Origin of the sequence: Streptomyces sp. NBC_00306 (genome assembly GCF_036169555.1) — a bacterium.
GTDB lineage: Bacteria > Actinomycetota > Actinomycetes > Streptomycetales > Streptomycetaceae > Streptomyces > Streptomyces achmelvichensis.
Window position 1 is genome coordinate 6,754,397 of record NZ_CP108032.1, and the last position, 12,961, is coordinate 6,767,357.

Annotated in this window: 11 protein-coding genes; 8 read left to right on the forward strand and 3 right to left on the reverse strand. The window is 72.9% G+C overall.

Annotated features, from left to right (window positions below; genetic code table 11):
* Positions 1-26 precede the first annotated feature (26 nt).
* Both OHA05_RS30155 and OHA05_RS30160 read left to right on the forward strand, forming a co-directional pair.
* On the forward strand, positions 27-764 hold the full coding sequence (locus OHA05_RS30155) for a DUF4255 domain-containing protein (protein WP_328862245.1): 738 nt from the start codon (positions 27-29) through the stop codon (positions 762-764).
* Complete coding sequence (locus tag OHA05_RS30160; protein ID WP_328862246.1) at positions 761-2,830, forward strand: ATP-binding protein; 2,070 nt, start codon at positions 761-763, stop codon at positions 2,828-2,830. The genes OHA05_RS30155 and OHA05_RS30160 overlap by 4 nt, the downstream gene beginning before the upstream one ends.
* A 131-nt stretch (positions 2,831-2,961) precedes the next feature.
* On the opposite strand, the gene OHA05_RS30165 is transcribed toward OHA05_RS30160, so the two are convergent.
* Together OHA05_RS30165 and OHA05_RS30170 are read right to left on the reverse strand one after the other, a co-directional pair.
* Positions 2,962-4,383: a hydrolase gene (locus tag OHA05_RS30165; RefSeq protein WP_328862247.1), complete on the reverse strand. Its 1,422-nt coding sequence runs from the start codon at positions 4,381-4,383 to the stop codon at positions 2,962-2,964.
* A gap of 110 nt (positions 4,384-4,493) precedes the next feature.
* Positions 4,494-6,056: an eCIS core domain-containing protein gene (locus tag OHA05_RS30170; RefSeq protein ID WP_328862248.1), complete on the reverse strand. Its 1,563-nt coding sequence runs from the start codon at positions 6,054-6,056 to the stop codon at positions 4,494-4,496.
* 234 nt (positions 6,057-6,290) lie between these two features.
* Here OHA05_RS30170 and OHA05_RS30175 point away from each other — a divergent pair, with 234 nt between their 5' ends.
* From OHA05_RS30175 to OHA05_RS30190, 4 genes are all read left to right on the forward strand, one after another.
* On the forward strand, positions 6,291-7,865 hold the full coding sequence (locus OHA05_RS30175) for a phage tail sheath subtilisin-like domain-containing protein (protein ID WP_328862249.1): 1,575 nt from the start codon (positions 6,291-6,293) through the stop codon (positions 7,863-7,865).
* A 67-nt stretch (positions 7,866-7,932) separates the two neighbouring features.
* Entirely contained in the window at positions 7,933-8,376 is a 444-nt protein-coding gene (locus tag OHA05_RS30180) for a phage tail protein (protein ID WP_313943113.1), read from the forward strand.
* Complete coding sequence (locus OHA05_RS30185) at positions 8,376-8,873, forward strand: hypothetical protein (protein ID WP_328862250.1); 498 nt, start codon at positions 8,376-8,378, stop codon at positions 8,871-8,873. Before OHA05_RS30180 ends, OHA05_RS30185 begins: the two co-directional genes overlap by 1 nt.
* Complete coding sequence (locus OHA05_RS30190; RefSeq protein ID WP_313943111.1) at positions 8,870-9,028, forward strand: DUF6760 family protein; 159 nt, start codon at positions 8,870-8,872, stop codon at positions 9,026-9,028. The genes OHA05_RS30185 and OHA05_RS30190 overlap by 4 nt, the downstream gene beginning before the upstream one ends.
* Before the next feature lie 998 nt (positions 9,029-10,026).
* Here OHA05_RS30190 and OHA05_RS30195 read toward each other — a convergent pair.
* Complete coding sequence (locus OHA05_RS30195; protein ID WP_328862251.1) at positions 10,027-10,473, reverse strand: hypothetical protein; 447 nt, start codon at positions 10,471-10,473, stop codon at positions 10,027-10,029.
* A 1,711-nt stretch (positions 10,474-12,184) separates the two neighbouring features.
* On the opposite strand from OHA05_RS30195, the gene OHA05_RS30200 reads away from it, so the two are divergent.
* The gene (locus tag OHA05_RS30200; RefSeq protein WP_328862252.1) at positions 12,185-12,466 is read left to right on the forward strand and encodes a hypothetical protein; all 282 of its coding nucleotides are present in this window, start codon (positions 12,185-12,187) and stop codon (positions 12,464-12,466) included.
* A 67-nt stretch (positions 12,467-12,533) separates the two neighbouring features.
* The gene (locus tag OHA05_RS30205; RefSeq protein ID WP_313943107.1) at positions 12,534-12,959 is read left to right on the forward strand and encodes a phage tail protein; all 426 of its coding nucleotides are present in this window, start codon (positions 12,534-12,536) and stop codon (positions 12,957-12,959) included.
* Positions 12,960-12,961: the final 2 nt, after the last annotated feature.

The following is a 12,961-nucleotide window of genomic DNA, read 5'->3' on the forward strand; positions in this document are numbered from 1 at the left end:
ACTCACGACGGGGCAGGAGCACGACGGTGATCCACGAGGTGGACGAGGTCCTCAAGGGACTGATCGGGGGTGGCGCCCTGGCCGGCTCGGGCATCGAGATCTCCTTCGAAGCCCCGACCCGCGACTGGGCCGCGCGGCGCAACCAGCCCGCCGTCAACGCCTATCTGTACGACATCCGCGAGGACGTGAAGCGGCGTGAACGCGGCGCCGTCGCCGTCCTCGACGAACGGGGACTCGTCGTGCGCCGCCGCCAGCCGCCCCGCTGGTTCCGCCTGTCCTACCTGGTCACCGCGTGGACCAAGCGGCCCGAGGACGAGCACCGGCTGCTGTCCGCGGTGCTGGCCACCTTGATCCCCCGCGAGATCCTGCCCGCCGACGAGCTCCCCGGAGCGCTCGGCGAACTGGGCCTGTCCGTGCCCCTCACGGTCGCAGGCCTGCACACCGAGGCGCGCTCCATGGCGGAGATCTGGAGCGCGCTGGGCGGTGAACTGAAGCCGTCCCTGGACCTGGTGGTGACGGCTCCCTTCCCGGCCTACCCCGAGTACGACGCGGGCCCGCCGGTCACGGAGGGCGCGGCGGTGCGTGTGCGCGGCATCGACGGGACCCTGGAGGGCTCGCCCGAGCGGCGGCACCGGCCGCACCATCTGGCGTCCGCGACAGCCGCCCGCGCCGGGGCGACGGCGGCCCCGGAGGAGCACGGCGGCGGGCCGCCGGCCGCGTCGCGGGAAGCAGACGGCCCGGGCCGGAGGAATCAGGGCACATGAGCACGTACACCCCGACGGAGACCGACGGCGAGGCGGCTCCGACCGCACACCCGGCGGCACCCGGACACAACGCGGCGACGACAGCGGAGGAAGCCGACCTCGGCGCTCTCCTCGGCCGGCTCTCGCAACTGCGCGACAGCGTCGCCCGGTTGGTCGACCACCGTGCCGCCACCGACCCCACCGCCACCGACCCCCTGCGCGGGCTCTATCTGTCCGAGGAGGCCGTACGGCATCTGCTGCGGCCCGTGTCGCCGGACCCCGCCGGATCCGCGCCGGACCACGACGGGCCCGAGGACCGACTGGCGCGACTGGCCGGGCGGTTCGGGCTCACCGGGCTGGACGTGCGCCTTCTGCTCATCGCCCTCGCCCCCGATCTGGACCGCACCTTCGAGCCCCTGTACGGCTACCTCAACGACGACGTCAGCCGGCGGCGCGCCACCGTCGGGCTCGCCCTCGACCTGTGCGGACTGCCCGCGCACAACCCCGGAGCGCGGGCGAGGGTCCATCCGTCGGCGCTCCTGTGCACGCTCGGGCTGCTGGTGGTGGAGGAGCCCGAACGGCCCTTCCTCAGCCGTTCGTTGCGCGTCCCCGGCCGGGTCGTCGCCCATCTCCTCGGCGACGACACCCCGGACGCCGCGCTCACGGGTCATCTCCGCCCGCTCGCGGCGGCTTCGGGACCGTACGACGAGGGGTTCACCCGCAGGCTCGCCAAGCGGCTCGGCAGCCGGCCGGCCGTCGTCCATCTGCGCGAACACCGGGAGGGCGACGGGCTCGTGTACGCCGCGGCAGCTCTGCGCGCGGCGGGTACCGATGCCCTGCACTTCACCCCCTCGGCGGCCAAGGACCAGCTTCCCGACCTTCTCCCTCGCTTGCTCCGCGAAGCCCGTCTGCGCGGCTGCGCGATCGTGGTGTCACCGCTGCCCGAGCAACCGGGCGCGCTCCTGCGGGCGTTGAGCTCGGCCGACGTACCCGTCCTGTACGCCGGGACCCGGCCGTACGACCCGCAGTGGTGCGAGCGCGATCCGCTGGTCCTCGACGCGCCCCGGCTGCGTGCGGGCGCCGTGGACGTCTGGTCCGCCGCGCTCGGACCCGCGGCGGACGGTCCGGGGCTCGATCTGGCGGCCACCGTCGCCCCCTACCGGCTCGGCGGGGACCGCATCGGGCGCGCCGCCCGCGCTGGCCTGGACCTCGCCGCGTTCGACGGCACCCCGTTGACCGCCGCCCACCTGCGGCTCGCCGCACGGCAGCAGACCACGTCCGGTCTGGAGCGCCATGCCCGGCGGATCCGCCCCGAGGTCGGCTGGAACGATCTCGTCCTGCCGGAGAAGCCGCTCGGCCAACTGCACGAACTCGCCCTGCGCGCCCGCCATCGCGACCAGGTCCTCGGCGACTGGCGGCTGAGCGCCGGGGGAGGACGGGGCCGTGGCGTCCTCGGGCTCTTCGCGGGCGAGTCCGGCACCGGCAAGACGCTGTCCGCCGAGGTCGTCGCCGCCGAACTCGGCCTGGATCTCTACGTGGTCCAGCTCTCCTCGATCGTCGACAAGTACGTCGGCGAGACAGAGAAGAACCTCGAACGGATCTTCACCGAGGCCGACCGCACCGATGCCGTCCTCCTCTTCGACGAGGCGGACGCCGTGTTCGGCAAGCGCTCGGAGGTCAAGGACTCCCACGACAAACACGCCAATATGGAGAGCGCCTACCTGCTCCAGCGTCTTGAGTCCTTCGAGGGCATCGCCCTGCTCACCACCAACCTGCGCGCCAACATCGACGAGGCGTTCACCCGGCGGCTCGACCTGGTGGTCGACTTCCCGTTCCCGGACGCCGGTCAGCGGCTGGCCCTGTGGCGGCACAGTCTCGCCTCCGTGCCGTGCGCGGACGACACGGAACCGGCCGCGGTCGCCCGCGACTTCGAGCTCGCCGGCGGCTCCATCCGCAGCGCCGTCGTCACCGCCGCCTACGCCGCCGCGGGCCGCTCCGGACAGGTGACGACGGCCGACCTGCGGGAGGGCGCCGAGCGCGAGTACCGCAAGGCCGGCCGTCTGGTCCCGGGCGAGGGGAACTGGTGACTTCCCCGGTCGCGGGCGAGGGCACCTGGTGACCTCCGCGAGGCCGGGTCGCTTCACACGGTGAGGACGCCGGTTCGCCTCACACGGTGAGGACGCCGGGTCGCTTCACACGGTGAAGACGCCGGTTCACTTCACACGGTGAACCGGACCGCCTCCAGCCAGAGCGAGTTCGTCAGGGTGCCGCCGAAGATGAAGCCCTCGCCGCTGCCGGGCTCGTCACAGCCCAGGCCGTGCCAGCCCTCGTCGCGGACGTGGGCGGTCTGGCAGACGCGGTTCTTGCCCTCGCCGACGTTGATGACGAACCCCAGCATGTCCGGAGCGCCCTTCTTCCGGCTGCCGATGTAGTTGTCGACGCCGTCGGGCGCGCCCGACCACGGCGCGTTGTAGTGGCCCCGGCCGTTGGTCGACTCGGGGTCGTGGACGAAGGCGCTGCCGGCCGTGCCGTCGGTGCCGGACACCGCGATGTTGAGCTTCTTGATCGGCTTGCCCTTGCCCACGGTGCCCGCCGTCTTGCCGTCGCACGCCGGGTCCGTCCAGCCGTCGCCCTCGACGTAGGCCCGGTAGCAGATGTGCCGGCCCGACTTCTCGGCGGCCAGCCGCGTGACGGCGTCCGCCGCGGTGTCCTCGGGGGCCTTGGACTCCTTCTTCTCCTCGGAACCGCCACCCCCACCTCCGCCGCCGTCGTCCGCCGGGGGCGGCGACTGCTCCGGGGCCTGTGTGGGGGTGGGAGGCGTCGGGACGGGGGCGGACACCGAAGGGCTCGGCGGCAGTGTGCTGACGCCGGCCTCCTGGAGCTTTTCCGTGGCGGCGCTGCGCACCTGGGGCTTGTACGCGATCCACAGCATGACGAAGGTGATCGCGAGCGCCAGGAAGACGCCGAGGAAGGTGGCGAGCCAGCCGGGCAGGAACCCACGCTGGACGTAAGTGCCCTCGACGTCCAGCGGCACGGTTCCCGAGCGCTGCACGGCGAGCGTGTAGGGCCGCTCCTCCTTGGACCCGAACCAGATGATCTGGCGCGGCTTGAGCGTGGTCCTCACGAAGGCCGCGCGGCCGGGTTCGATCTGGATGTTGCTCGGGTGGATGTCGTACGACAGCTGGTCGCCGGTGTCGCTGCCGCTGACGGAAGCCGTGAGCTTCGTGTTCCCGAGGTTGTCGACGGCGAGCCGCGGACGCCCGCGGAACCGCCCCTTGACGGTGGGCGGGACGAGTTCGGTCCGTATCTCCGTGAAGGGCGTGATGGTCAGATTGCCCTCGGGGACGGTCGTCGCCTCCGGGTGCTCGGTCGGGGTGATGCGCACGGCGTACGGGTTCGGGCCCGCCGTCGCGTCCGGGGTGCGCGGTGGTGCGAACCGCAGCTCCACCGTGCCCGTCGTGCCGGGGTAGATGCGGAGCGTCTGAGGCTCGACGGTGGTCCAGGGCGCGATGTCGCCGACCGGCTCGAAGCGGTACTCGTCGACCACATCACCGGTATTGCGCACGCGCAGCCGTACCGTCGTGCTGCCGCCGGGGTCCACCGTGGCCGACGCGGGTTCGAGGGAAGTCCAAAGGCTCACGAGCCCACGCTAGGCGGCGAGTCGGCAGGCGTCAGGAGTCGCAGGGGCACACCGGATGTCCTCGCGGACCTCCCGTGTGCCCTCCCCGTGCGGCGTCGGTCCCGGGTTCCCTACCGCTTCTCGCTGTCGCTCTCCGAGGACCACTCGGAGTGCGAGGAGTCCGGGTCGTGGCCGACGGTCCTCTCCGACATCGGCCCCTGGAGCACGCCGTTCTCCAGCCGCACGCCGGTCGCGTTGGCCTTGGCCTCGACCGCCGCCGCGACCTGGGGGTGGGCCCGCATCCACTCGGGCATCAGCCAGCCGGGGAAGAACTGGTCGTGGGTGCCGGAGGCCTCGACCTCGTACCCGTTGGGCCGGCCGATGTGCTCGTTGACCGCGTCGAACGCCCACTGGCAGCTGCGGCACGCCTTCTTGACGCCGCCCATCATGACCTTCTCCGGCTCGCCCGGGTCTCTCGGATTCGCCAGCCAGTTCGCGACGTGCTTGCCCAGCACGGTCATCTCGCCGTGCTGGGACGTCTTGCCGGCCTCGGTGCCACCGACCGCGAACCACTGGAACGGCCTGCGCATGGCGGCGTCGAGAGCGAGCAGCCCCGGAGCGTTGCCGTGCTTCTTGGCGTAGTCGCCCGACGACAGGGCCTTGAGCTTCGTCCGGTCCTTCTCGCGGGCGTGCTGCATCTCGGGGGACATCGCCACGTACTTCTGCAGCTCTGCCTCGACGACCTGCTGGTCCCTCTCGATGACCCGCTTGTCGCCCGTGTTCCCCGCGATGGCCAGCGAGCCGTCGGGAAGGAGCGACACGGCCAGGTGCGGCGTGATCTTCCCCTTGCCGCGTTCGGGGTTGCCGCTCTTGTTGGTGTACTCCGAGTTCGTGCCGACGATGGTCCGCAGAGCGATACGGGACATCCGGTCCAGCATGCGCAGGGTCACGTCCCGGTCCTCAGCGGCGGTCGGCTCCTTCTGCTGGTACTTGCCCTTGGTGTCCTCCTCGGTACCGGAGGAGACCCGCTGGACGTTGAGCGTGCCCGCGCCCCGCTCCCGCCCACGCGCGCCGCGGGCGGAACCCGCGGACCCGCCCGCGCGGCCCTCGCTCTCCACGGCCCGCTGCACCGGCGCCGGCCCGCTCATCACTTGACGCGCGGCCTCCTTCGCCTCGACCTCCGCCCAGTCACGGGGGTCGGAGATCATCAGCCCGTCGCCGTTGTCGGTGCCGGGTACGGGCCCCCGGCTCTGCTGGCCGATGTGGTGCAGCTCTTCGGCGAGGACCTGCTTGTCCCGGCCGTCCCACACCACGTGCGGAAAGGAGGTGTACGCCTGCGCACCGATCTCCTCCGCGGAGCGAAGGGCCTCCGTGTCCGTGTGGAGACGTACGCCGCTGAAGTCCTCGCCGCCGAAACGGCTCTCCATCTCGTCCTGGAGCGGTGCGTCCATCGTCCGTCCCGGCGAACGCAGCACGTCGTGCACCGAGGAGCGCTGGACCGCGGGACCGTGCCCGCAGTTCGCGTCGTGCTGGTGGCGCTGCTCCTCGACCGCACGGGACACCGCCGCGTTGCCCGCCGAGCGCTGCAACGCCAGGATCCCGGAGGCGGGTCCCGGTGCGGGCACGCGCCCTGCCGGGCGGCCCGCCCCGGCCCGGCCGCGGGCTCCGTCGGTCTCCTTGTCCTGCGCGCGCACGGGAACTCCCCTCGAAGACGGGTACACCAGCCTCCAAGACGTAGTGCACAACACCGTGGCCACGGAAGGTACTTCGGGGCAGTCCCCGAGGGCAGCGGACGTGGTGCGCGCTCGCCATTGCCCCTCGGGGCAGAAGCCCTGCCCCTGAACGGGTACCGGAGGCCGTTTCGGCGGACGCGCTTCGCGCGTGAGGGTGAGAGACGTCCTGTCTCGTACCCCCGAGGAGCGCAGAGCATGCCGTCCTACCTGTCGCCCGGCGTATACGTCGAGGAGGTGGCCAGCGGCTCCCGTCCCATCGAAGGGGTGGGTACCTCGGTGGCGGCCTTCGTCGGCCTGGCCCCGACCGGTCCGCTGAACGAACCGACCCTGGTCACCAACTGGTCCCAGTACGTCGCGGCCTTCGGCGAGTTCACCGACGGGTACTACCTGGCGCACTCCGTGTACGGGTTCTTCAACAACGGCGGCAGCGCCGCCTACGTCGTCCGCGTGGGCGGTACGCCCGGCGGCGCGTCGTCCGACGGTTCTCCGGCCGCGCTGCGCGGCTCCGCACAGCAGGCCGCGCTCCCGGCGGGCGAGCCGAAGCAGCTCGGCACCTTCAGCGTGACCGCCGTCGCGGGCGGATCGCTCAGTGTCGAGGTCGCCGACCCGGAGGGCGAGGGCCCCGCCGAGCGGTTCAAGCTGATCGTCAAGGACGGCGACAAGGCCGTCGAGACCTTCGACGTGACCGCCAAGAAGGGCGGCCGCAACTACGTCGTCACCCAGGTCAAGGAGCGCTCCAAGCTCATCGCGGTCCAGGAGTCGGCACCCGCCGGGCAGCTGGCGCGCCCCGACAATCAGAGTGTGGCCCTGGCGGCACCGGCCCCCGCGCCCGCCGCCCCCGCCGGTGCGAGCGACTCCCAGCCCGGCCCCGCCGAGTACCTCGGCGACTCCGCCGACCGCACGGGCTTCGGCGGTCTGGAGGCCGTGGACGAGATCGCCATGGTCGCCGTCCCCGACCTGATGGCCGCCTACCAGCGTGGTGCGATCGACCTGGAGGCCGTCAAGGCGGTGCAGCTCGGTCTCATCGCCCACTGCGAGCTGATGGGCGACCGGGTCGCGATCATCGACCCTCCGCCGGGTCTGAATGCCCGTCAGATCCGTGTCTGGCGCCAGGAGACCGCGGGTTACGACTCCAAGTACGCAGCCCTGTACTACCCCTGGGTCAAGGTCTTCGACCCGGCCTCGGGCCAGTCGACGCTGGTCCCGCCGAGCGGTCACATCTCCGGTATCTGGGCCCGCAACGACTTCGAGCGCGGTGTGCACAAGGCACCCGCCAACGAGGTCGTCCGCGGAGCGGTCGACCTGGAGATCCAGATCACCCGCGGCGAGCAGGACCTGCTGAACCCCATCGGCGTCAACTGCATCCGCGCCTTCCCGGGCCGCGGCATCCGCGTCTGGGGCGCCCGCACGATGTCCTCCGACCCGGCCTGGCGCTACCTGAACGTGCGCCGGTACTTCAACTACCTGGAGGAGTCGATCCTGCTCGGCACCCAGTGGGTGGTGTTCGAGCCGAACGACCACAATCTGTGGGCCCGGATCCGGCGCAACGTGTCGGCGTTCCTCGTCAACGAGTGGCGCAGCGGCGCCCTCTTCGGCCAGCGGCCGGAGGAGGCGTACTACGTCAAGTGTGACGCGGAGACCAACACCCCGGAGTCGGTCGACCTCGGCCGGGTCATCTGCGAGATCGGCATCGCGCCGGTCAAGCCCGCGGAGTTCGTGATCTTCCGGCTGGCCCAGTTCTCCAGCGGCAGCGGGGAGCTGGAGGAGTAGGCCGCCGGCCTGACTCCCCAGCCCACGCCCACCTTCCTCCGGAACTCCTCAGAAGGACAGAGAACAGATGAGCCTCAGCCCGGGTGACTCCCTCACCTCACACAATTTCGGCCTCCAGATCGACGGAGTGATGGTCGAGTACCTCGCCGAGGTCAGCGGTCTGACCATCGAGCAGGACGTCATCAAGAGCCCGCAGAACTCGGCGCAGGGCAGGCCCGAGATCAGCCTCATGCCGGGTGTGCAGAAGGACGGTCAGTGCACCGTCGTACGCGGCATGACCCAGTCCCCGGCGTTCACGACGTGGATCAACGACTCGATCTCCGGCCGGATGAGCACCGCCCGCAAGGACGCCTCGATCATTCTGATGGACTACGAGAACAACCCGGTCAAGCGCTACAACATGCGCAAGGCCTGGTGCAGCAAGATCGACGCCAGCACCCTCAAGGCGGGCGAGGCCTCGGCGCTCACCGAGACCGTGACCATCGTCTTCGAAGAACTGGTCATCGAGTAATGCGGCGTACGACGTCCAGAACGGGCGCCGGCCCGGTGGCGGACGCACCGGCGCCGGAGGCGGCCGCGGCACCGGAGCAGACGGCTGCTCCGGCGCCCGCACCGGCCCCGGCCGCCGTCGAGCAGCGGCTGCGGACGGAGTTCCCCTTCGAGCTGCCCCGCGGCTACGTCGACGGGACCGGCACGGTCCACCGGGACGGCGTCATGCGTCTCGCCACGGCCCGGGACGAGCTGATCCCGCTGCGGGACGTCCGTGTGCAGGAGAACCCCGCCTATCTGTCGGTGGTCCTGCTGGGCCGGGTCATCTCCAGCCTCGGCACGCTTCCGTCGGTGCACGACGGCGTGGTGGAGAACATGTTCGCCTCCGACCTCGCCTTCCTCCAGGACTTCTACCGCCAGGTGAACGCCGAGGGCCACACGCGGGCCGCCGTGCAGTGCCCGCACTGTTCGGAGCCGTTCGAGGTCGAACTCGGCGGGAGCCGCCTGGGGGAATCGTGACGTACGCGACCGACCGGCTGCACGAGGAGATCGCGTACGTCGCCTACCACTTCCACTGGAGCATGGAGGAGATCCTGGACCTCGAACACCACGATCGCCGCCGCTACACGGAACAGATCGCGTCCCTGGTGGCGCGGGGCGGGGCGGAGGGCTGAGGCGTGGCGTTCTTCGATCGGCTCAGGGGCGGGTCGGCGGCTGCCGCCGGGCGCCGGGGCGGCGACGCGGAGGCGGCCGCGAGCCCGGCTGCCGTGACGAACCCGGCTGCCGTGACGAACTCGGCTGTGGACGGCGGGAGTTCGTCGGGAGCGGGCGTGGATGCGGGCGCGGGCTCGGAGGGTACAGGCACGGGTTCCGGGGCTGCGGTCGCGGTGACGGCCGGCTGGGCGGGGCTGGCTCCGATGCAGCGGGCTGTCGGCAGGCAGTCCGGTGTCGCGGACGCCGGGTTCGGCGGGCGGCTGAGCACCTGGCAGAACCCCTCCTTCACCGGGACGCTGTCCCACGCCGTCCTGGACGGGGCGCCGGGCGGGCTGGTCAAGGACGTGCTCACCACATCGGCGCGGCCGGTCCCCGGACTGGAACTGCCCTCGCGGACCCTGCCGGTGGCGGTGGCCGAACCCGAGGTGCCGGAGGCGGAGCCGGGGGCCGCGCTGCCGGTACAGCGCGCGTCTCGGGAGGTCACGGCGTCGCGCCCGGAGGGGCCGCGCGTGACTCCCGTGGCGCCTCGGTCCGACCGGCCGACCCTGTTGACGAGCGCGAGGGCGACGCCTGTTGTGCAGCGGCGTGCACTGCCGGTGGCGCGACGCGAACGTGCGGGCGGTGACGGGTCGGTGGGGCGCGAGCCGGTGGGCCCAGCCCTTTCGACAGCCGCGCCGGTTGCGCCGGTCGGTCCGGTCGGTCCGGTCGACTCAGCGGTGGTCGGCGCGGAGGCGGACCCGGTCGGGGCGACGCCGGCCGTGTCGACCGCCGGTTTGGACGCCCGTGGGGCCGATGCGGCCGGTGTCTCGGTCGGTGCTGCTCCGAGTGCATCCGGCAGTCGGACCGCCGAATCCCGTCGCGCGGCGGCTGGTTCCGATGCGGCGACGACCGGTCCAGCGCTTCCCCCGGTCATCCCCGAACGCAGGGCAGCAGGCCCCGCCGGAGCCGAGACCGACGTTCAGCGGGCGACGGCCGAACCGCACGGCACAGCAACGAGGCGCGCAGTGACGGACGCTCCCGGCGGAGCGACGCAGCGCACGGGCAGTACGGCAGACAGCTCCAGCGACGCTTCGGCCCATGTGCGGCGGTCGACGGCGAGCCGCAGCGGCACCGCGTCCGAGGCCACAGGAACGACGGCCGGAGGCAACACCAGGGCGGCCGCACCCAGCACGCCGGCGGCAGGCGCGGGGGAGGCGTTGGCACGTATCCAGAGGGCGGAGATGCTCCCGAGCGCCAGCACGTCGACCACTCCCACCGGCACGGTGGCGGACCCCAGTAGGGGGACCGCAATCACCCCCAGCGAGTCGGCAGTCGACGCCCGCGGGAAGGCCGCCGCGCCTCGCGGCCCGGCACCCGCTCCCGGTTCGGGCGGTACGCCGACCGGCCCCGGCGACTCGGTGGTCAACGTCCAACGGGCGGCGGCGACGGACCACCGTCCTGCGGTAACCGCCGCCGACGCGGAACGGGGCCACACCGAACGGTCGACCGAGCGAGGCGGGACGGCGGACGGCCCGAGCAGCCCGACAACGACGACCGACCCCCTCGGTGCCGCGACCCCTCCTGCCGGAACCAGGGCCGAGCCCACGCCTTCTGCGGCCGGCGTGCGTCCGGCGGCCGACCGAGGCACCCAGGCACCTCACCCGGCTCCGGTAGCCAAGTCCCGCGGCCCGTACCTGGGTTCGGCCTCGACATCGGCGCCATCCGCTTCACCGGACGGCCGCCCTGCTGCCACCACCCCCAGCGCGATCACCCCGACGGTGACCGACCCCCAAAGCCCGGCAGCCGGCTCCCCGCGTACGGCGATAGGTTCCGACACCCCCGCGGTCCCCGCCCCCTTCACGACTTCCGCCCCGAACTCACCTGATTCCGCGCCGAGTCGAGACGCATCCGCGGTCACGAGCCCTCAGCCCGTCACGGGCGCGCCCCCGGTACAGCGGAGCTCCTCCGACACGGTCAGGCGTACGGGCCTCGGAGCGCCGACCTCGCGGAACGTCCCCGCAACCGGCACGCCGGCCGTACGCCCGGCCCCGGCAGCCCCGGCAGCCCCGGCGGCCCCGGCAGCCCCGGCAGCCCCGGCGACCCCGCCACTCGGCTCGGCAGCCCCTGCGCCCGTGAATCCCCCGGCTCAGCCCACCGGTTCAGCCACACTGTCGAGCCCGGCGGACCGCCCCGACTCGGCCGTACCTGAGACCCCGACCCCGACCCCGACCCGGACGCCCGCACCCGCGATCAGTGGGCCGCCGCCCGCCCCCGTACAGCGCGCCACCACTCCCACCCCCCAGCGACGGCCCCTCCTCGGCGCACCTCTCTCCGCCCTGCCCCCGGACGCGAAGCCCGTTGCGGGACGCACTTCTCCCGGCGCGCAGAGCCTCGCGGGTCCGCCTCCCGCGCAGCCCGTACAGCGAGCGGCGACCGTTCCGCAGGGGGCGGCCGCGCCGGATCTTGCGGCCGCGCCGGTGGCGCCGGCCCTTCGCAGGCCGCCGACCGGGCCCGGGACACCGTCCGATCCACCAGCCGTCCCTCTGACGAGCCCTGCGGTCACCGCCCCTGCCGTGGAGCGCAAGGCCACCACGACCCCCGTGCCGCCCCCGGCAGCTCCGGTCCGTGCCCTGACTCCCGCACGTGCCCTCACCGCGGCCGTGCCACCTCCTGTGGCACCCGCCGTCCAACGCCATGCGGCCCCTGTCGCCGTACCCCTGCGCCGCCCCGCGCCCCCGACCGGCCGACCGGAACCCTCCGGCGTCGGCCCGGCCGTGCAGCGGTCGGCCGCCCCCGGCTCCCGCCCCGTGGCCCAACGCCTGACGGCAGCCGGGCCCCCGCCGACCACGCCCGCGCCCCCGCCTGCCCCGCTCACCGGCCGCGCCGCGCCGATGTCGCAGGCACCACCGCGGCCAAGCACGCCCCGCGTAGCAGCAGTTGTCCAGCGGCACGCCCCCAGAGCAGCCGCCGGCGCACCCGCGCACACCACCACCGCCGGCGCACCCGCGCACACCACCATCGCCGACGCGGCACACGTTCCCACCCCCGCGCGCACCTCGGCACCGGTCCCCGTCCAACGCGACCCCAAAAACCCGCTTCTTCCGACTCCCGCCACAACCACCACCGCTGTCACGCCCGTGACCGCCTCCCGCACCACGTCCGGCGGCTCCGGTTCCTCGGCCTCCGGTTCCTCCGCCTCCGGCTCCACCGGTGACCCGCCGGGCCGGGACACCGCCGCCGGTGAACCCCCGCCCGCGTACACCCCGGTGGCCAAGGGCCAGTTCGACCCCCGCTCCCTGACCGACTTCCAGCTCGACGAGCTCACGCACAGGCTGATCGGCCGGATCACCCGGCTGATCCGTACCGAACTGCGCCTCGACCGGGAGCGGATCGGCAAGCTCCGCGACCCCCGTCGCTGAGCGGCACCCGCGCCCACCGGAACACGCACCGCACGCACCACCGACGTCCGCAGAAAGGCCGCCCCCGATGTCCCGCGATCTCGACCCGGGCTCCACCATCTTCTTCACCCTCACCATCGACGGCGAGAGCCTCGGCTACTTCAACGGGTGCGAAGGGCTCTCGTCCGCGGTGGAGGTCGAGCAGCACCAGGAGGGCGGCAACAACGGGTTCGTGTGGCAACTCCCGTCGCGCGTCACCTTCTCCACGATCCGCCTGACCCGGCCGCTCACCCCGGACACCACCAAGGTCGCGGCCTGGATCTCCTCGGTGGCCACCGGGATCAAGCGGCCGACCGCGCAGATCGCCGCGTTGCGCGCGGACGGTTCGGAGGTGGCCCACTGGGGGCTGATCGACGTGCTGCCGGTCAGCTGGCAGGGCCCCACCCTGGACCCGGCCAACCCGGGCGTGGCCACGGAGGTCCTGGAGATCACCCACCACGGGTTCACGGACTGAGG

Excerpts from the sequence above, each read along its gene's own strand:
- OHA05_RS30185 (WP_328862250.1), top strand. The coding sequence starts at position 8,376 with ATGCGGCGTACGACGTCCAGAACGGGCGCCGGCCCGGTGGCGGACGCA.
- OHA05_RS30205 (WP_313943107.1), top strand. The coding sequence starts at position 12,534 with ATGTCCCGCGATCTCGACCCGGGCTCCACCATCTTCTTCACCCTCACC.
- OHA05_RS30175 (WP_328862249.1), top strand. The coding sequence starts at position 6,291 with ATGCCGTCCTACCTGTCGCCCGGCGTATACGTCGAGGAGGTGGCCAGC.
- OHA05_RS30180 (WP_313943113.1), top strand. The coding sequence starts at position 7,933 with ATGAGCCTCAGCCCGGGTGACTCCCTCACCTCACACAATTTCGGCCTC.
- OHA05_RS30160 (WP_328862246.1), top strand. The coding sequence starts at position 761 with ATGAGCACGTACACCCCGACGGAGACCGACGGCGAGGCGGCTCCGACC.